The organism is Curtobacterium sp. MCLR17_007, from assembly GCF_003234655.2.
GTDB lineage: Bacteria > Actinomycetota > Actinomycetes > Actinomycetales > Microbacteriaceae > Curtobacterium.
On the sequence record NZ_CP126271.1, the window covers coordinates 3,521,477 to 3,540,821 of the forward strand.

16 protein-coding genes and 1 pseudogene are annotated in these 19,345 nt (G+C 73.1%); 5 read left to right on the plus strand and 12 right to left on the minus strand.

The features are described from left to right. The first annotated feature begins 55 nt into the window (after positions 1–55). Positions 56–4,783: an ATP-dependent helicase gene (locus DEJ13_RS16650; RefSeq protein ID WP_111105974.1), complete on the plus strand. Its 4,728-nt coding sequence runs from the start codon at positions 56–58 to the stop codon at positions 4,781–4,783. An 8-nt stretch (positions 4,784–4,791) separates the two neighbouring features. Further along, entirely contained in the window at positions 4,792–5,571 is a 780-nt protein-coding gene (locus DEJ13_RS16655; RefSeq protein WP_111105975.1) for a DNA-formamidopyrimidine glycosylase family protein, read from the plus strand. Positions 5,572–5,613: 42 nt separating this feature from the next. On the opposite strand, the gene DEJ13_RS16660 is transcribed toward DEJ13_RS16655, so the two are convergent. Further along, positions 5,614–6,651 carry an aldo/keto reductase gene (locus DEJ13_RS16660; protein ID WP_111105976.1) on the minus strand — a complete coding sequence of 346 codons (1,038 nt, stop codon included), beginning with the start codon at positions 6,649–6,651 and terminating at the stop codon, positions 5,614–5,616. A gap of 134 nt (positions 6,652–6,785) precedes the next feature. On the opposite strand from DEJ13_RS16660, the gene DEJ13_RS16665 reads away from it, so the two are divergent. Further along, entirely contained in the window at positions 6,786–7,331 is a 546-nt protein-coding gene (locus tag DEJ13_RS16665) for a TetR/AcrR family transcriptional regulator (RefSeq protein ID WP_056121325.1), read from the plus strand. 36 nt (positions 7,332–7,367) lie between these two features. On the opposite strand, the gene DEJ13_RS16670 is transcribed toward DEJ13_RS16665, so the two are convergent. Beyond that, positions 7,368–8,285, minus strand: a complete 918-nt coding sequence (locus tag DEJ13_RS16670; protein ID WP_056121323.1) for a LysR family transcriptional regulator ArgP — start codon at positions 8,283–8,285, stop codon at positions 7,368–7,370. Between the two features lie 69 nt (positions 8,286–8,354). Between DEJ13_RS16670 and DEJ13_RS16675 the strand changes: the two genes are divergently transcribed. After that, a complete protein-coding gene (locus DEJ13_RS16675) occupies positions 8,355–9,206 on the plus strand; it encodes a LysE/ArgO family amino acid transporter (RefSeq protein ID WP_258374018.1) in 852 nt (283 codons plus the stop codon). 97 nt (positions 9,207–9,303) lie between these two features. Here the strand turns inward: DEJ13_RS16675 and DEJ13_RS16680 are convergent, their stop codons facing one another. The 5 genes from DEJ13_RS16680 to DEJ13_RS16700 form a co-directional block, all read right to left on the minus strand. Next, on the minus strand, positions 9,304–10,779 hold the full coding sequence (locus DEJ13_RS16680) for an APC family permease (RefSeq protein WP_056121318.1): 1,476 nt from the start codon (positions 10,777–10,779) through the stop codon (positions 9,304–9,306). Between the two features lie 124 nt (positions 10,780–10,903). Then, on the minus strand, positions 10,904–11,776 hold the full coding sequence (locus tag DEJ13_RS16685) for a hypothetical protein (RefSeq protein WP_111105978.1): 873 nt from the start codon (positions 11,774–11,776) through the stop codon (positions 10,904–10,906). A gap of 79 nt (positions 11,777–11,855) precedes the next feature. Then, the gene (locus DEJ13_RS16690; RefSeq protein WP_111105979.1) at positions 11,856–12,665 is read right to left on the minus strand and encodes an alpha/beta fold hydrolase; all 810 of its coding nucleotides are present in this window, start codon (positions 12,663–12,665) and stop codon (positions 11,856–11,858) included. A 164-nt stretch (positions 12,666–12,829) separates the two neighbouring features. Next, positions 12,830–13,342 carry a methylated-DNA--[protein]-cysteine S-methyltransferase gene (locus DEJ13_RS16695; RefSeq protein ID WP_056121313.1) on the minus strand — a complete coding sequence of 171 codons (513 nt, stop codon included), beginning with the start codon at positions 13,340–13,342 and terminating at the stop codon, positions 12,830–12,832. Then, a complete protein-coding gene (locus DEJ13_RS16700) occupies positions 13,339–14,889 on the minus strand; it encodes an AlkA N-terminal domain-containing protein (protein WP_111105980.1) in 1,551 nt (516 codons plus the stop codon). Before DEJ13_RS16700 ends, DEJ13_RS16695 begins: the two co-directional genes overlap by 4 nt. Positions 14,890–14,978: 89 nt before the next feature. On the opposite strand from DEJ13_RS16700, the gene DEJ13_RS16705 reads away from it, so the two are divergent. Next, on the plus strand, positions 14,979–15,539 hold the full coding sequence (locus DEJ13_RS16705) for an MOSC domain-containing protein (protein WP_111105981.1): 561 nt from the start codon (positions 14,979–14,981) through the stop codon (positions 15,537–15,539). A gap of 10 nt (positions 15,540–15,549) precedes the next feature. On the opposite strand, the gene DEJ13_RS16710 is transcribed toward DEJ13_RS16705, so the two are convergent. From DEJ13_RS16710 to folE, 5 genes and pseudogenes are all read right to left on the minus strand, one after another. Then, positions 15,550–16,098 carry a type 1 glutamine amidotransferase domain-containing protein gene (locus tag DEJ13_RS16710; RefSeq protein WP_111105982.1) on the minus strand — a complete coding sequence of 183 codons (549 nt, stop codon included), beginning with the start codon at positions 16,096–16,098 and terminating at the stop codon, positions 15,550–15,552. Positions 16,099–16,187: 89 nt separating this feature from the next. Continuing rightward, on the minus strand, positions 16,188–16,841 hold the full coding sequence (locus DEJ13_RS16715) for an HAD-IA family hydrolase (protein ID WP_056121303.1): 654 nt from the start codon (positions 16,839–16,841) through the stop codon (positions 16,188–16,190). A 10-nt stretch (positions 16,842–16,851) separates the two neighbouring features. After that, positions 16,852–17,616 carry a pyrimidine reductase family protein gene (locus DEJ13_RS16720; protein WP_258374019.1) on the minus strand — a complete coding sequence of 255 codons (765 nt, stop codon included), beginning with the start codon at positions 17,614–17,616 and terminating at the stop codon, positions 16,852–16,854. Beyond that, positions 17,613–18,542, minus strand: a complete 930-nt coding sequence (gene folP, locus DEJ13_RS16725; protein ID WP_111105983.1) for a dihydropteroate synthase — start codon at positions 18,540–18,542, stop codon at positions 17,613–17,615. Before folP ends, DEJ13_RS16720 begins: the two co-directional genes overlap by 4 nt. 167 nt (positions 18,543–18,709) lie before the next feature. Beyond that, positions 18,710–19,303, minus strand: a pseudogene (gene folE / locus DEJ13_RS16730) (GTP cyclohydrolase I); the annotation flags it as partial. Between the last annotated feature and the right edge of the window lie 42 nt (positions 19,304–19,345).

Genomic DNA, 19,345 nt, shown 5'->3' on the forward strand with positions numbered 1-19,345 from the left:
ACCCCGATCTGTGCTGGGCTGCTTGTCGGGGGTGGCGGGCAGGATGGGACGGACCATGACGGACGTCCTCGAGCGCTTCTCCCCCGCCACCGCCGCGTGGTTCCGCGGCGCGTTCTCGGCACCGACGGCCGCACAGTCCGGGGCGTGGGACGCCATCTCGACCGGTCGGCACGCGCTCGTGGTGGCCCCGACCGGGTCGGGCAAGACGCTCGCGTCGTTCCTGTGGTCGATCGACCGGCTGATCAGCTCGACGGACCACCCGCCGGCCAAGCAGCGCACGCGCGTGCTGTACGTCTCACCGCTCAAGGCGCTCGGGGTCGACGTCGAGCGGAACCTGCGCAGCCCCCTGGTGGGCATCACCCAGACCGCCCGTCGCCTCGGCCTCGAACCCCCGGACGTCACGGTCGGGGTCCGCAGCGGGGACACCCCGTCGTCCGACCGACAGAAGCTGCTGCGGCTGCCGCCGGACATCCTCATCACGACGCCCGAGTCGCTGTACCTGATGCTGACGTCGAAGGCGCGCGAGACGCTCGTCAACGTGGACACGGTCATCATCGACGAGGTCCACGCGGTCGCAGCGACCAAGCGCGGCGCGCACCTGGCGGTGTCGCTCGAACGGCTCGACGACCTGCTCGACAAGCCCGTCCAGCGCATCGGTCTGTCCGCGACGGTGCGACCAGCGGAAGAGGTCGCACGGTTCCTGGGCGGCCGCGCGCCCGTCGAGATCATCGCTCCGCCCGCGCAGAAGACGTTCGACCTGCGGGTCGTCGTGCCGGTGGACGACATGTCCGAGCTCGGGGCGCCGCCCGTCGGGGCCGACTCCTCCGAGGCGCCCACGAACGGGTCCATCTGGCCGCACGTCGAAGAACGCGTGGTCGACCTGGTCGAGCAGCACCGCTCGACGATCGTCTTCGCGAACTCGCGGCGGTTGGCAGAACGCCTCACCGCGCGGCTCAACGAGATCCACGAGGAACGCGTGGCGGCCGCCGCCGGAGACGGCGTGCTCGTGCCGGCCGGGGTGACGCCGGACGACGTCGGGCTGCCGAGCGGCCGGGCGCAGTCGCCGGCGCGGGCCTCGGCGCACGCCCCGGTCGCACAGCCCAGGCGGCCCCCGGCCGAGGTCATCGGGGCCTCGGGGCAGACCGCCGGGTCGCTGCCGGTGCTGGCACGTGCCCACCACGGCTCGGTGTCGAAGGACCAGCGCGCGATCATCGAGGACGACCTGAAGTCCGGCCGGCTGCGCTGCGTGGTCGCCACCAGTTCCCTCGAGCTCGGCATCGACATGGGCGAGGTCGACCTGGTCGTCCAGGTCGAGGCCCCACCGTCGGTCGCCAGCGGCCTGCAGCGTGTCGGTCGTGCGGGGCACCAGGTCGGGGAGATCTCCCGGGGTGTGCTGTTCCCGAAGCACCGCGCCGACCTCGTCCACAGCGCCGTCACGGTCGAGCGCATGGTGTCCGGGCAGATCGAGTCCATCTCGGTCCCCACCAACCCGCTCGACGTCCTCGCGCAGCACACGGTGGCGGCGGGGTCCATCGACACCCTCGACGTCGAGCACTGGTTCGAGCTGGTGCGGCGCAGTGCCCCGTTCAGCGGGCTGCCGCGGTCCGCCTTCGAAGCGACGCTCGACCTGGTCACGGGCCGGTACCCCAGCGACGAGTTCGCGGAACTCCGACCCCGCCTGGTCTGGGACCGAGTGCACGGCACGCTGACCGGGCGCCCCGGAGCCCAGCGGCTCGCGGTGACCAGCGGTGGCACGATCCCGGACCGCGGCATGTTCGGCGTGTTCATGGTCGGCGAGAAGGCCTCGCGCGTCGGTGAGCTCGACGAGGAGATGGTCTACGAGTCGCGCGTCGGCGACGTCTTCGCGCTCGGTGCCACCAGCTGGCGCATCGAGGAGATCACGCACGACCGGGTCATCGTCAGCCCCGCGTTCGGACAGCCCGGGCGGGTGCCGTTCTGGAAGGGCGACGGCATCGGGCGTCCCGCCGAACTCGGCCGCGCGACCGGCGCGTTCATCCGCGAGGTCGAGGGCGCCTCGGACGAGGACGCCCGCGCCCGCGTGTCCGCCGGCGGCCTGGACGAACGGGCCGTGACGAACCTGCTGACCTTCCTGCGCGAGCAGCGCGCGGCGACCGGACACGTGCCGAACGACACGACCCTCGTGGTCGAGCGGTTCCGCGACGAACTCGGCGACTGGCGGATGATCCTGCACTCGCCGTACGGCATGCAGGTGCACGCGCCGTGGGCGCTGGCCGTCGCCGCACGACTGCGCGAACGGCACGGCATCGACGGCGACGCGATGGCCGCGGACGACGGCATCGTGGTCCGCATCCCCGAGACCGACGCCGAACCACCGGGTGCCGACCTGTTCGTCTTCGAGCGCGACGACCTCGAGGCCCTGGTCACCGACGAGGTCGGCGGTTCGGCCCTGTTCGCCGCGCGGTTCCGCGAGTGCGCCGCCCGCGCACTGCTGCTGCCCCGACGTGATCCCGGTCGTCGCTCGCCGCTCTGGCAGCAGCGCCAGCGGGCGTCCCAGCTGCTCGAGGTCGCGCAGAAGTACCCGACGTTCCCGATCGTGCTCGAGACCGTGCGCGAGGTCCTGCAGGACGTGTACGACGTCCCGGCCCTGCTCGGCATCGCGGACGAGATCAACCGCCGCGGCATCCGGATCGTCGAGACCGAGACCGAGACGCCGTCGCCCTTCGCGCGGTCGCTGCTGTTCGGGTACGTCGCGGCGTTCATGTACGAGGGCGACTCGCCCCTGGCCGAGCGTCGTGCCGCGGCCCTGTCGCTGGACTCGACGCTGCTCAGCGAACTGCTCGGTCGCGCCGAGCTGCGGGAGCTCCTCGACCCCGCGGTGATCGCCGCGACCGAACGGGACCTGCAGCGCCTGTCGCCCGACCGCCGGGCGCGCGACGCCGAGGGCCTGGTCGACGTGCTCCGGCTGGTCGGCGCGCTCGACCTCGACGAGGCTGTCGACCGGAGCTGGCTCGCCGACGACCAGGACCGGACCGCGGCGCGCGAGACGCTCCGGACCACGCTCGAGTCGTTCGAGCGCGACCGCCGCGTGCTGTCCTTCTCGCACGCCGGCACCACGCGCTACGCCGTCATCGAGGACGCCGCCCGGCTCCGGGACGCCCTCGGCGTGCCCCTGCCCATCGGTGTCCCCACGGCGTTCATCGAGCCCGTGGCCGATCCGCTCGGCGACCTGGTCGGCCGGTACGCCCGCTCGCACGGACCGTTCGCGGCACAGGAGGCAGCGTCCCGCCTGGGGCTCGGGATCGCCGTCGTGCAGGACACCCTGCGGCGGCTCGCGGCCGACCGTCGGCTGGTCGAGGGTGAGTTCCGGCCCGACCGCCAGGGGGCCGAGTGGTGCGACTCCGAGGTGCTCCGGCGGATCCGCACGCGGTCCCTCGCCGCCCTGCGGCACGAGGTCGAACCGGTCTCGACCGACACCCTCGGTCGCTTCCTGCCCGCGTGGCAGCACGTGCGCGTCCCCGGCACGCGCGGAGGTCTGCGCGGCATCGACGGCGTGCTGCAGGTCATCGACCAACTGGCCGGCGTCGCCCTGCCCGCCAGTGCATGGGAGGCGCTCGTGCTGCCCGCGCGCGTGTCCGACTACGCGCCGAGCATGCTCGACGAGCTCACCGCGACCGGCGAGGTCCTGTGGTCCGGTGGTGGCACGCTGCCGGGCAACGACGGCTGGGTCCGACTGCACCTGGCGGACACGGCCGCCACGACACTCGCCGAACCGTCCGGCGACGACACGACCGAACTCCAGCGGGACGTGCTCGGCGCGCTGGCCGGTGGCGGTGCCTACTTCTTCCGCCAGCTCGGCCAGGCGGTGGGCAGCACCGACGACGGGGCCCTGACCACCGCACTCTGGGACCTCGTCTGGGGCGGCCAGATCACGAACGACACGTTCGCGCCCCTCCGCGCGATGCTCGGTGGACGAGCCAAGAGCACGACGACGCCGCGCACCCGCGCCTACCGAGGTCGCCGACGCCCCACGCTGCCGACGCAGTCCGGACCCCCGAGCGTCGGCGGACGCTGGTCCCTGCTGCCCCTGGCCGAGGCCGACGGGACGGTGCGCGCCGCGGCGACCGCGGAACAGCTCCTCGAGCGGTACGGCGTGGTCACCCGCGGGGCCGTCCAGGTCGAGGGCGTCCGGGGCGGGTTCGCCGGGGTGTACCGGGTGCTCGCGCGGTTCGAGGAGTCCGGCCGGGCCCGACGCGGCTACTTCATCGAGGGACTCGGCGCAGCGCAGTTCGCGACGAGCCCGACGATCGACCGGCTCCGCACGTACGCCCGGGACCTCGACGACGACGAGCGGGCGAACCAGGACCGGGCGCGCGAGGTCCTGACACTCGCCGCCACCGACCCGGCGAACCCCTACGGTGCGTCGTTGCCGTGGCCGACGGACGCCGCTCCCGAACCAGACACGGCGGTGCCCCCGGCGGCGAGCGCGGCACCACCCACCACCGAGGGCGCGAAGGCCCGCGGGCACCGGCCGGGGCGCAAGGCCGGCGCACTCGTGGTGCTCCTCGACGGCGAACTCGGCGTCTACGTCGAGCGCGGCGGCAAGTCGGTGCTGACGTTCACCGACGACCCCGCCGACCTCACCGCCGCGGCTGCGTCCATCGCGGCGACCGTCCGGAGCGGGCTCGGCAAGCTGTCGGTGGAACGCGTGGACGGCGTCTTCGTGCTGGAGTCGCCGCTCGGGGACGCCCTGCGCGCCGCCGGGTTCGCCGCGACACCGCAGGGGGTGCGGCTGCGTGCCTAGGGACGACCGTGCCTGAGGGCGACACCGTCTTCCGCGCCGCGGCCCGTCTGCACGCGGCGCTCGCGGGCAAGGTCCTGACGCGCAGCGACTTCCGGGTGCCGGCCTTCGCGACGCTCGACCTGGTCGGGCGCACCGTCGACGAGGTCGTCCCGCGCGGCAAGCACATCCTGCACCGCATCGGCGACCTGACCGTGCACTCGCACCTGAAGATGGAGGGCCGGTGGGACGTCTACGGGCCGGGTGACCGTTGGCGCCGTCCCGCACACCAGGCCCGGGCGGTCCTGGACGCCGCCGACGTCTCGACGGTCGGCTTCACCCTCGGCGTGCTCGAGGTCGTCCCCCGTGCCGACGAGGCCGAGATCGTCGGGTACCTCGGCCCGGACCTGCTCGGGCCGGACTGGGACCCCGCGCTGGCCGAGGCGAACCTGACGGCCGACCCCGAGCGTCCGGTCGGCCTCGCGCTGCTGGACCAGCGCGTGCTCGCCGGTCTCGGCAACGTCTACCGGAACGAGCTCTGCTTCCTGCGTGGTGTGCTGCCGACCAGACCGGTCGGGCAGGTCCAGGACCCCACGCGGATGATCGCGCTGGCGCACCGGCTCATCCTGACCAACCGCGACCGGAGCGCCCGGGTCACGACGGGTGTCGACCGGCCGGGTTCCCGCTTCTGGGTCTACAACCGGCGTGGCAAGCCCTGTCTGCGGTGCCGGACACCGATCCGTGCGGGTGCGCTCGGCGAGTCCGACCTGACGCTCCGCGACACGTACTGGTGCCCGCGCTGCCAGTCCTGACGCCGTGCGCCTGGGTCCGGCTCGGCAGACGCTCGCGCGCTGTCAGGCGGAAGCGGGGCGCTCGGCGACCGGACGGCGACGGAGCGGCGCCTGCAGCAGCGCCGGCGGGGAGTACTGCTGGTCGAGGCGGCCCACGTCGGTGCCGGGCGGGACGATCGCGTCGATCCGGTCCAGGACCTCGTCGGACAGCACGACGTCGGCACCGGCGAGCAGGTCGTCGAGCTGTTCCATCGACCGCGGACCGATGAGCGCGCTGGTCACGCCGGGGTGCGCGATGACGAACGCCAGGGCGAGGTGGGTCATCGGGATCCCGGTGTCCTCCGACAGCGCCACGACCTGTTCGACGGTGTCGATCCGGCGCTCGTCCCGGTTGTGCCGGAACATGTCGACCCGGGCCAGGTCGCTCTCCTGGCCCTTGCGGAACCGGCCGGTCAGCATGCCACCGGCGAGGGGACTCCACACGAGGGTCCCCATGCCGTGACGCTGCGCCGTCGGCAGGACCTCGCGTTCGATGCCGCGGTTGAGGATCGAGTAGGTGGGCTGCTCGGTGCGGAAGCGCTCGAACCCACGCCGTTCCGACGTCCACTGCGCTTCGACCTGCATCGACGCGGGGAAGTCCGACGTGCCGATGGCACGGACCTTGCCGCTGCGGACCAGGTCGGTCAGGGCGGAGAGGGTCTCCTCGAGGTCGACGGAGTCGTCCGGGCGGTGCGCCTGGTACAGGTCGATGTGATCGGTCTGCAGACGGCGGAGCGAGTCCTCGACCGCCCGCATGATCCACCGCCGGGAGTTGCCGCGTCGGTTCGGGTCGTCGCCCATCGGGCCGTTGAACTTCGTGGCGAGCACGACGTCGTCGCGGCGGCCGGCGATCGCCTTGCCCACGAGGGACTCCGATCCGCCCTGGGAGTAGCGGTCGGCCGTGTCGATGAGGTTGATGCCGGCGTCGAGGGCGCGGTGGACGATCCGGATCGAGTCCTGTTCGTCCTCGTTCCCGATGCTGCCGTCCGTGCCGAGCATCATGGCGCCGAGAGCAAACGGGCTGACCTGGATGCCGGTGCGGCCGAGTGTGCGGTACTGCATGAGCGGTTCCTCCTGTCGGTGGCACCCCGCGGTCCGGTACAGTGTGGAGACCGGAAGCGGAATGCTCTTCCGGAAGCATACGGAATGCTTTTCCGTTTACGCAAGCGATCCGTCGACCGATCCCAGGAGGAATCGTGCGAGCCGATGCCCGGCGCAACCTCGACGCCCTGGTCGACGCCGCACGCCAGGTCTTCGCGGACCAGGGAGTCGATGCACCCGCGAAGGTGATCGCCGACCGGGCGGGAGTCGGCGTCGGCACCCTCTACCGGCACTTCCCCCAGCGCTCGGACCTGGTCGTCGCCGTGTTCCACCAGGCGGTCGAGGCCTGCGCCGACGCCGCCGACGAGCTCAGTGCCGGCCACGGCCCGGACGAGGCCCTCGCCCTGTGGCTCCAGCGGTTCACCGAGTTCGTCGCGACCAAGCGGGGACTCGCGGCCGCGCTGCAGTCCGGCGACCCGGCGTTCGAGGGGCTGCACCCCTACCTCATGGAACGACTCGGGGGCGCGCTGACCGGGCTGCTCGACGCCGCATCGACGGCCGGGACCATCCGGAACGACCTCGACGCGCCGCAGCTGCTCCGCGCCGTCGCGGACCTGTGCCACGGGGCACCGACGGTCGAGCAGAGCCAGCACCTGGTCGGCCTGCTGGTCGACGGACTGCGGTGGCGCGCGACGGCCTGACGAGGGCGCCGGCGACGTCCGCCGCGGGGCGGGTCGTCACTCCGCCTGGTGCAACCGCTCCTGCGCGGTGGCCCGGACGGCCTCGGTCACGCGTTCGAGCAACGGTGACGCCAGGTTCCAGCGCTGCCACCAGAGCGCCACGTCCGCCCGCCGACCCGGGGTCAGTTCCACCAGCGTGCCGTCCCCGAGCCCGGCGAGACACTGCGCCTCGGGGAGCAGCCCCCATCCGAACCCGAGCGTGACGGCTCGGGCGAAGTCGGCCGACGTCGGGACGAAGTGCCGCGGCGCCCGGGGGGCGTGACCCACCACCCGGCGCAGGAACCCCTGCTGCAGGTCGTCGTCGTGGTCGTAGTCGACGAGGGGCACCCGGTCGAGGCGCTGGAGCATCCGTCGCTCGGTGTCGGCACCGCCCAGGTAGCGGTCGACGAACGCCGGCGCGGCCACGGCCCGGTACCGGTCGACGCCGAGGCGGACCGACGAGCACCCCTGGACGGGCTCGGACTCCGCCGTCACCGCGGCCATCACGGTGCCGGAGCGCAGCAGCTCGGCGGTCCGGTCCTGGTCCTCGCGGTGCAGGTCGAAGACGACCTCGGTGTCCGAGCGCACCAGGGCCAGGGCATCGAGGAACCAGGTCCCGAGCGAGTCCGCGTTCACCGCGAGCGGGATCGACGGGACCGCGTCGTCGGGTCCCGTCGCGTCGCCGAGGGACCGGGCGGTCTCCTCGTCGAGCAAGCGGACCTGGCGCGCGTGCCGCAGCACGACGGCGCCGGCGGCCGTCGGGAGGATCGGGGTCGTCCGCTGCAGGAGCACGCGCCCGACCTGCGACTCCATCGCCTTCACCCGTTGCGACACCGCGGAGGGCGTGATCGACAGCGCGCGAGCGGCGGCGTCGAAGGTGCCGGAGTCCACCGCCGCCAGCAGGGTCTCGAGGTGGTCACGCTGCAGCCGGAGCATGAGCGGAGCTTACGGCACGTCAGGAACATGAGCTGTACTGCATGGTGGACCCGCCGTACGGTCAGGGGTGTGAACGCGCTGCTCCCCGCTCTGTCAGGCCTCGGTACCGGGCTCGCGCTGATCGTCGCGATCGGCGTGCAGAACACCTACCTGCTCCGCCTGGCAGTGTCCGCGCGTCTGCGGGTCGTCGTCGCGGCGGTGCTCGTGTGCGCGGTGTCCGATGCCGTGCTCATCGTCGCCGGGGTCCTCGGCGTCGGGGCCGTCGTCGAGCGGTTCCCGGTGGCAATCGTGGTCGTCCGGTTCGTCGGGGCGGCCTTCCTGCTGACGTACGGCGTGCTCGCGGCCCGACGGGCGCTGCGACCCTCGGACGAGGCGATCCGGGTCACTGCGGACGACGACGGGGTTCCCGTTCCCGTCCACGACGACGGCGCCGCCGTCCCCGTCCACAACGGTCACGTCGCACCCCGCGATGGACGTGGCGCCCCGGCACACGCGGGCGCGACGTCCGTGGCGGGGCGCGACGCGGCGGTGGAGGTGGTCACGGCCACGGCAGCGCCGACGGGACGGACGGTTGCCGGGCCTCCCGACCGGACGGACCGGACGGACCGGACGGACCGGACGGCAGCGCCCACCATGCGGACCGCGGTCCTGACCATGCTCGTGTTCACGTGGGCGAACCCGCACGTGTACCTCGACACGCTGGTGTTCCTCGGCTCGGTGGCGAACCAGCAGGGTGTCGACGACCGCTGGTGGTGGACCCTCGGCGCGGTCGCCGCGAGCTGCCTGTGGTTCGGCGCACTCGGGTTCGGCGGGCGGCTGCTCCGACCGCTGTTCGAGCGACCGCTGACCTGGCGGGTGTTCGACGGCTGCGTCGCCGTGGTCATGCTCGCCTTCGGCGTCCTGCTGGTCGTCGGCGCCTGAGGGGCCCGGCCGACGAGCCGAGACGCCGCAGAACGCACGAGACGCCGCCCCACGGGGCGGCGTCTCGACGCTCGGGCGTCGTCTCGCACCCGGAGCGCTACTGCAGCCCGCGCCCGACCCGGCTGTTGCGACGGCTGTACCCGAAGTAGATCGCGAAGCCGATGACCAGCCAGACCACAAAGCGCAGCCATGTCTCGACCTCGAGGTTGAGCATGAGCCAGAAGCACAGCGCGGCCGACAGGATCGGGACCACGGGCGACCACGGCACACGGAACGAGCGCGGGGCGTCCGGCCGGGTGCGACGCAGCACGATGATGCCGATCGACACGAGCACGAAGGCGGAGAGCGTGCCGATGTTGATCATGCCCTCGAGCTTGTCCACCGCGGTGAACCCGGCCAGCAGCGCCACGACGACACCGGCGACGACCTGCACCCGCACGGGCGTCTGCGTCTTCGGGTTCGTCACCGAGAACCAGCGGGGCAGCAGACCGTCACGGCTCATCGAGAACACGATGCGCGACAGGCCCAGCAGCAGCACCATGACGACCGTGGTCAGGCCGATGAGGGACCCGATCGCGATGATGCCGGACGCCCAGTCGAGCCCGACGATCTTGAAGGCCGAGGCGAGTGAGGGTGCGTCCTCCTGCGCGAGCCGCTTGTACGACACCATGCCGGTGATCACGATGCTGACGCCGACGTAGAGCAGCGTGACGATGCCGAGCCCGATGAAGATGCCGCGGGGCAGGGTCTTCTGCGGGTTCTCGGTCTCCTCGGCGCTGGTCGCCACGACGTCGAACCCGATGAACGCGAAGAACACCAGGGACGCGGCCGCGAGCAGGCCGAACACGCCGTACTGCGCGGGCTCGGACCCGGTGGCGAAGGACACGAGCGACTGCGTCCACACGCTGCCCTCGGCGCCCTTCGACGGCTGGGCGGCGGGGATGAAGGGCGTGAAGTTCGCGGCCTTGACGAAGAACGCGCCGACCACGATGACGAACAGGACGATGGCGACCTTGATGACGGTGATCACGGCCGACACCCGGCTGGACAGCCGCGTGCCGAACGCCAGCAGCGCCGTGAAGATGCCGACGATGAGCACCGGCCCCCAGGTGAAGCCGATCGGGCCGATCGCGATCGTGCTCGGCAGCGAGATGCCGAACACCTCGAAGGCGGTGCTGAGGTAGATGCCCCAGTACTTCGCGATCACGGCGCTGGCCGTCAGGGTCTCGAGGATCAGGTCCCACCCGACGATCCAGGCGAGCAGCTCGCCCATCGTCGCGTAGGTGAACGTGTACGCCGAGCCGGCGACCGGGATCGTCGAGGCGAACTCGGCGTAGCACATGATCGCGAGGCCGCACGTGACGGCGGCGAGCAGGAACGACACGATGACACCGGGGCCGGCGAAGTTCGCGGCGGCGTTCGCGCCCACCGAGAAGATGCCCGCACCCACCGCGACGGCGATCCCCATGGCGGCGATGTCGAAGGTCTTCAGGGAGCGCTTGAGGGAGCGACCCTGCTCGTCGGCATCGGCGAGCGAGGCCTCGATCGACTTCGTGCGGAGCTTCGTTGCCATGGGGTGGATCCCGTCATCGGCTGGCGGTGGACCCCGGAAGGGTACTGGTGTACCACCGTGTCACGCAAAGCGTCCGAACGGACGGTGGTTCCGATGCGGAACCGGTCGGGAGGCCCGGTGCCGGTCAGCGCCCCGCGCGCCAGTCCGCCAGGAACCGCGCGCCCGCCTCGTCGTGGATGACGCCCTCGGGAGCGGTGAGCACCGGGTAGGGCGTCGCCGGGACCCCGTCGGACGGCCGGACGTCGACGTGCGCGACGTCGTGCCCGTTGGCGTGGAGCCAGTCGGCCATCGCGTAGTCGCTCCGTGAGTCGCCCATCGTGCGCCAGGCGAGCGGGAGCTCGCCGTCCTCGGCGAGCAGCTCGAGGGACCGCTCGGCGCCCATGTCCTTGCCGCTGCGGTCGGACTCGACGTCGGTGGAGATGATCGTCGGGTCGATGCGCCACTGCACCGCACCGTCGGCGTCGGGGCGGACGTCGTCGAGCCGGCGCACGCCGAGACCTCGGCGCTCGAGGGCCGCCATCGCGCGCTCGTCGAACTCGGGCTGGCGTGCCAGGTACGTGGCGTTCGGGACCTCGACGCGCTGCTCGATCGACACCATCGCGCGCTTGGTCTCGTCGAAGAACACCAGGTCGGCGTAGTCGGTCCGCACCAGTTCGCGCATCTCGTCGGCGTAGTCACGCGGCAGGGCGAGGTCCTCGGCGACCGTGAGGTCCCCCATGCCGTCCGGGTACTGCGGGCCGATCGAGCACCAGACGGCGCCCTTCTCGCACACCGCGTGGACCCGGCCCCCGGCAGCGAGGCCGCCGGCGAGCAGGGGCCCGACCACCTGTTCACGGATGAAGGCGTCGCTCCGCCCCGTGTTGAAGACGACGGGGATGCCCTCGGCGGCGAGCGCGACGAGGTCCTCGACGATGGCGGGGATCGCGATGGTGCGGGAGACGGGACTGGCGATGGGGCCGTCGACGTCCAGCAGGAGTCCGAGTCGGGGTGCGCTCACCGGACCATCCTCTCGCACTCGGCGAGACGGGCCGCGTTCAGTGCTGGGCGGCCCGTGGTCAGTGCTGGGCGGTCCGTGGTCAGTGCTGGGCGGTCCGGACCCGCGCGAGCAGCGCTCCGAGGGCCTCGGGGTCGGGGACGTGCCCCTGCCCGGGGACGACGGTGTGCTCGGAGCCGGGGATCGCCTCGGCTGCGGCGCGGGCGGCCGGACCCATCCAGCTCGGGGAGTCGGTGCCGGACGCGACGAGCACGGGGACCCCCACGGACGCGAGGGCCCGCTCCGGGATCGCGAGCCCATTGAGCATCCGGACGTCGCGGGCCAGGACGTGGGCGTCGGCGAGCAGCGCCCTCCACAGCGTGGGCTTGAGGCGCAGCCCGGCGATCTGTCCCATCGGCACGTCGAGGACCTGCGCGAGGAAGGCGCGGACCGCGGCGCCACGACGTCCGGCCGCGACGTGCTCGTCGAGCACGTCGGCGAAGACGACGTCTTCGGCGTGCGGGTCGACGCTGGCGCGGTACGGCGGTTCCCAGAGCAGGGCGGCGTCGACCGGGGCACCGGAGGCGATGCCGTGCAGGACGACGCCGACGCCGACGCAGATCCCGACGGCGGTGACCGGCGACGCGAGGCTCTCGGTCACGGCGCGGAAGTCGTCGGCCTCGCGGTCGATCGCCCACGTGTCGGTGTCGCCGCTGGCGCCGCGGCCCCGTCGGTCGTAGGTGACGACGCGGTGGTCGCCGGAGAGGGCGTGCACGACGCGGTCGAGGTACGGCGTGCCACGGTGGTCGAACGCTCCGCCGACGACCGCGACCGCCGGACCGCTGCCTGCTTCGGACACCGCGAGGACGGTGCCGTCAGCGGAGACGACCGTTCGGTCGACTGGAGCGAGCATGGCGTCCTTCAGGGTGGATACGGCGGCACGTGTCGGACCCTCGGGGTCGGACGGCGCACGTCGTCGGTTGCGTCGAGTGTGGCAGTCCCCACGTCGCGCGTCTCCCCCCGGTTCCAGGGGCAGACACAGCGCGCGGTCAGGAACCGCACCGGGCAGCGCCGCCGTCAGACGAGCGCGCCGGAGCCGACTGCCTCGTGTTCGAGCAGCGACCGCTTGACGTCGAGCCCCCACGCGAACCCGCCGAGCGACCCGTCGGACCGCAGCACCCGGTGGCACGGCACGAACAGCGCCGGGGCGTTGCGCGCACACACGCTGGCGGCCGCCCGGACCGCTTCCGGGCGGCCCATCGCGGCCGCGAGTTCGGTGTAGGTCAGGGTCGAACCAGCGGGGATGCGGCGCAGCTGTCGCCAGCCCTCTTCGAAGAGCTCGGTGCCGAGCTGTCGCACCGGGACCTGCATCGCGTGGTCGACGTCGCCCGCGTAGAAGGCGTCGACGGCGTCGGCCGAGGAGAGCGTGCCCTCGGTGATGGTGACCGGACGGTGGCGTGCGGGGACCCGGGCGACGACCCGGTCGAACGAATCCGTCCACCCGGAGGCCAGGACGCGGCCCTGGTCGTCTTCGAGGACGGTGAACGACCCGTCGGGGGTCTGGAGCGTGGCGATCACGGCGTCGGTCATGGGGTGTCCTTCCGGGACTTCGTGTGGGCTGGGCGGGCCGCTGCGCGGGCAGCGGCGGTGGCGCGGTCGACGATCGGCCGCCAGCAGTGCATCGTGAGGTAGCTCCGCCAGGGCGCCACCTGTCCCGACCATAGGGAGAGCTCGCGTGCCGTCCCGGGCAGCCCGAGTTCCTGTGCACCGTTCCGTACGGCGAGGTCGCTGTGGAGGAAGACGTCCGGGTGGTGCCGCACCCGCAGCGCGACGTAGTCGGCGGTCCACGGGCCGATCCCCTTGACCGCGAGCAGCCCGGCGCGGAGCTCGTCCAGCGACTGCCCGCCGTGCACGACGAGCGACCCGTCGGCGAGCGCCGCCGCGACGCGCAGGATCGTGTCGACGCGGGCAGCGGGTCCGCGGAGCACCGAGGCCCCGTCGGCCGCGATGCGCTCGGCCGACGGGAACAGCAGCCCGTCCGGGTCGATGGCCGCCGGGACCGGGTCACCGAGCGCCGCCACCAGCCGCGTCTGCGCGGTCCGTGCGGCAGCGACCGAGACCTGCTGGCCGATCAGGGTGCGGAACACGACCTCGTGCGCGTCGACGGCGCCCGGCAACCGGATGCCCGGCACGCGCTGCACCGCCGGCGCGAGGGCGGGGACACCACCGAGGACGGTGTCGACCGCGATGGGGTCGGCATCGAGGTCGAACAACGCCCGCACCCGCGCCACCAGCGTCGGCAGGTCGCGCAGCTGCGCGACCCGGACGACCAGGTCGATCCCGGCACCACGGCCGGCGCCGTCGGGGACCGCGGCCGACGCGCGGAACCAGCCCGGCCCTCCTGGGAGGTCCACCGACCGGCCGTACGACCGCACCGTGCCGTCGTCACCGACCACCACGTGCTCGAGCCCCGGGAGCGCGTGCAGGGCGTGCCAGTCGAGCAGCCCCTGCGCATCGAAGGGCGCGCGGGCCGGCAGGTGCACGTGCAGCCCGCCGTCGGGCGTGGGCGGGACCCGACGGCGCGCGCGGAGTTCGGTCGGGGTGACCGCGAAGACCTCGCGCACGGTGTCGTTGAACTGGCGCACGCTGGCGAACCCCGCGGCGAAGGCGACGTCCGCGATGGGCAGGTCCGACGAGGTCAGCAGGGTCCGCGCCGTCTGTGCCCGGTGTGCGCGGCTGAGTGCCTTGGGGCCGGCGCCGAGTTCCTCGGTCAGGATGCGGCCGAGGTGCCGCTCGGAGTACCCGACCCGGGCGGCGAGGCCGGGGACGCCCTCGCGCTCGACCACGCCGTCGAGCACGAGCCGCATCGCCCGGCCCGCGACGTCCTCGCGCAGGTCCCACTCGGGGCTGCCCGGTGTGGCCTCGGGCAGGCAGCGCTTGCAGGCGCGGAACCCGGCCAGATGGGCGGCGGCACTGGTCCGGTAGAACGTGACGCCGGCCGAGCGGGGCGTGCGCGCGGGGCAGCTCGGCCGGCAGTAGATGCGCGTGGAGTGCACCGCGGTGACGAACTGGCCGTCGAACCGGGCGTCGCGCGAGGCGGCGATGCGGTAGCGCTCGTCGTGCAGTGCGTCGGTCATGCCGCCAGCCTGACACGGGCCACCGTCAGCCACTGGCGGGAATCGGACGGGGCAGGGAGCGGCAAGGAGGCTCGGCTACGGTCGGGTGCGTGGGTGCACTTGACGACGTCCCGGCGTCCACCGCCCTCAGGCACGAGACAGCGGTGGAGATCGCGCTGCTGCTCGTGTCGCGGCGGCACCGCTACGCGGGCCGGCCCGCCGACGGCGCACTGCCCGCGGACGAGGACGAGCGGCGCGACCGCATCGAGCTCCGGGCCGGCCTGGGGATCGTCGGCGACCGCTACTTCGCGTCGCGGGCCCACGTCCACGCGTCGGTGACGGTCATCGGCCTGGAGGACCTGGACGACGTCGCCGACGAGCTCGGCGTCGAAGTGGACCCGGTCGCGACCCGGCGCAACGTGTTCCTGCGCGGGGCCGACGTCGAGGCGCTGCGCGGCGAGCCGTTCTCGCTCGACAGCGGCGCGGGCACGGTGGCGTTCCGCGGGTACCGGGCGGCGAACCCCTGCGCCTGGATGGACCACGAGATCGCACCCGGGGCGTTCCGGGCGATGCGCGGACGGAGCGGGGTGCGGTGCGACCCGGAGTCCGACGGTGTGCTCACCCTCGGACCCGCGGTGCTCCGCACGGCCCGCCCCGTGCCGACGCGCTGATCGCCGGGGACTAGCGGAGTGCGGACTCGATCGCGTCGACGAACGCCGGCAGGTCGTCGGGGTTCCGCGAGGTGATGACGGTGCCGTTCGTGTCGTCGACCTGGACCTCGCGGTCGACCCACTCGGCACCGGCGTTGCGGATGTCGGTCTGCAGCGACGGGAACGACGTGATCGTTCGGCCGGTCAGCACACCCGCCTCGACGAGGGTCCACGGGCCGTGGCAGATCGCGGCGACGGGCTTGCCCGCCTCGACGAAGGACTTCACCAACGCGACCGCCGTCGCGTCCTGGCGGATGGTGTCGGCGTTGATCGTGCCGCCGGGGACGACCAGGGCGTCGAACTCAGTCGCATCGACACCGTCGTAGGTGGTGTCGACGTCGACGCTCTTGCCGGGGTCCTTGTCGCCGACGAGGGTCGCGATCGAGCCGGACTCCTGCCCGGCGACCGTCACGGTCGCGCCGCGCTCGCGCAGCTGGTCGGTGGGGACGACGATCTCGTCCTGCTCCACGCCGTAGTTGGTCGCGATGACCAGGATCGTCTTGCCGTCGAGGGTTGCCATGATGACTCCTTCCACGAGCCGGGGTCTCCGGCCGCGCAGACCAGGGTCGTCGCCCCGCGCTGGGCGTGCTCGCAGGACGCAGGCTCCGGTCAGCCGCGGATGCGGAAAGCGGACCCCTCGCGCGTGACCTCGACGCCGTCGTACCCGTGCACTCGCGGGATGCCGACCGTGGCCTCGGACTCGAGTGTCCCGACGACGACCGTCGTCGCGCCCGATGCCCGCGCGGACTCGACGCCGGCAGGGGCGTCCTCGAACGCCAGGCACGCCTCCGCGCCCAGCCCGAGCAGCTCGGCGCCACGCAGGTAGCCCTCGGGGTGCGGCTTGCCCTGCTCGGTGTCCTCGGAGGTCACGACGACCGCGGGCACCGGCACCCCGGCAGCGCGCATCCGGTTCAGGGCGAGGTCGCGAGGTGCGCTCGTGACGAGGGCGACCGGCACCCCGGCATCGACCAGCCGGCGGACGAACGCCGCCGCACCCGGCACCTCGACGATGCCGTGGGTGTTCTCGACCTCGTCCGCGACGAGCGCCTCGGCGACTCGGCGCTGTTCGTCGGACGGCAGGTCGGGCAGGAAGTGCCGGATCGTGTCGATCGTCTGGCGACCGTGCGAGAACGCCAGGATCGTGCGCGGGTCGATGTCGTGCGCGGCGCCGAAGCGACCCCAGGCGCCCTCGACCACCGAGGTCGAGTCGACGAGGGTGCCGTCCATGTCGAAGAGGACCCCGGACGCCACGATGTCGATCACGTGCCCGACCCTACCGGCGGACGTAGCGCGTCAGCAGCACGTCGTCCGCCCCGAGCAGCACGTGCGCCAGGCGCATCCGCCGCAGCTGGGGCGAGGACCCCGTGGCGATGCGCGGTGCGGCACCGCCCTCGAGCGACGGGTCGATCGTCAGGCAGAGCTCGTCGACCTGGTCCCCGGCCACGAGCGCCCCGAGGAAGGACGGTCCGCCCTCGCAGTGGATCGCCGTGAGTCCGCGCGACACGAGCGCAGCACGCACGAGTGCCACGTCGACCGAGTCCTGGCCGCAGGACACGACCTCCGCGACCGCCGACAGCGCCGCACGACGGTCGGCAGGGGCTGATGCCGACGTCAGCACGATGGGCCGCACCGGCGCATCGGTGAAGACGTTCGACGCGGGGTCGAGCGACAGCGAACCGGTGACGATGGCGAACACCGGGTGGTCGGGCTTGCCGTGCGCCCGCCGCCAGGCGACGTCGGACTCGCGCAGCCGCATCGGCCCGTACCCCTCGTCGCGGACCGTCCCCGCGGCGACGAGCACCACGTCCGCGAACCGGCGCAGCAGCTCGAAGACCCGCAGGTCGTCGTCGCCGCCGAGCGAGCCGGACACCCCGCCGGTCGATGCGGCACCGTCGGCCGTGGCGACGAAGTTGACCCGGATCCACCCGCCGGCCGACGTCGCGGACACGGGTGGGGCCTCCAGGCCGACACCGGCGGTGTACAGGGCGACCACGTCGTCGTCGGACAGGTCCGCGATCGGGGCGGGCAGCTGGTTCACGTGTTGTGCCTCGATTCCATGGGTGCGCGCCACCCGAGGGTGGCCTCGACCATCCGCATCGCGTCGACGGACTCCGCCACGTCGTGCATCCGGACGATCCGGGCCCCCAGCATCGCGCTGACCGTGGCGACCGCGATCGACCCGGCCAGGCGCTCCCCACGAGGCCGGCCGAGGGACTCGCCCACGAAGTCCTTGTTCGACACCGCGGCGAGCACGAGGTGGCCGAGCGCGACCACTTCGGGCAGGCGCCGGGTGAGCTCGAGCGTGTGCACGGTGTTCTTGTTGAGGTCGTGCCCCGGGTCCACGATGATCCGCGACTCGGGGACGCCCGCGGCGAGCGCGCGGTCGACCCGCTCCCGCAGGAAGTCCACGACAGATGCGGTGACGTCGTCGTAGTGCGGCGGCTCCGGCAGCTTCGTGCGGGGCGGCGCGGTCGAGTGGGTGATCACGATGGTCGCGTCCGAATCGGCGACCACCGCGGCCATCCGCGGATCGGACAGCCCGGTCGTGTCGTTGACGACGTTCGCGCCGGCATCGATCGCGGCCCGCGCGACGTCGGCGCGGAACGTGTCGACGCTGATGATGACGTCCGACTCGGCGCTGAGCTGGGCGATGACGGGCACCACGCGCTCGACCTCGTCCGCGGCGGGGAGCTCGGGACCCGGCGCGAACTTCACGCCGCCGATGTCGACCCAGTCGGCGCCTTGGTCGGCGGCGCGGACCGCCGCGGCCACTGCCCGGTCGAGCTCGAACGTGGCACCCCGGTCGTGGAACGAGTCAGGGGTGCGGTTGATGATCGCCATCACCGCGATGCGGTGGTCGAAGTCGATGGTGCGTCGGCCCAGCGTGCGGACCGGGTGGCGCAGGACGGGCACGACCCAGCCGGGGGCGGCCTGGAGGCGCGGCGCGGCCGGTTCGGTCGTCATGCGTCCGCCTCGTGGTCGGTCCGGGTGCCGCGGCCGGGTCCGCCGTCGTGCCCGGCGTACTCGTGGTCGGCGTGCCCGGCGTGCTCGTGGTCGGCGTGCTCGGCGTGCCCGGCGTGCCCGGCGTGCTCGTGGTCGTCGTCGTCGGCCCCGGGGCCGCTGCCGCGGGCGCTGATCAGGGCGATCGCCTCGGCGCGGGCCGCTGGCTCGGCGAGGGTGCCACGGGCCGCGACGGTCACGGTCGTCGAGCCGCTCTGGCGCTCGCCCCGCGTCGTGACGCACTGGTGCTGCGCGTCGAGCACGACCAGCACCCCCTGCGCGTCGAGCCCCTCGGCGATCGTCCCCGCGACCTGTTCCCCGAGCCGTTCCTGCAGCTGCGGGCGCGACGCGACCGCGTCGAGCACCCGGGACAGCGTGCCCAGGCCGATCAGCTCCGCACCGGGTGCGTACGCCAGGTGCGCGACCCCGATGAAGGGCAGCAGGTGGTGCTCGCAGACGGAGCGGAAGCGGACGTCCCGCACGACGACGAGCTGGCCCCGATCGCCGTCCTCGGCGTGGACGGTACCCTGCCGGGTGATCTCGACCGCGTCGGTGCCGATGCCGTGGAAGAACTCCGCGTAGGCGTCCGCGACACGGGCGGGCGTGCGGGCGAGTTCGGCGCGGTCAGGGTCGTCGCCGATGCCGAGCAGCAGTTCGCGGACCGCTGCCTCCACACGAGCGCGGTCGAAGGGACGTGTCACGGGATCATCCAACACCAGGAACATCCGGAGAACGCAGCCCGGGGTACGGCGTCACCGGGTCCCAGG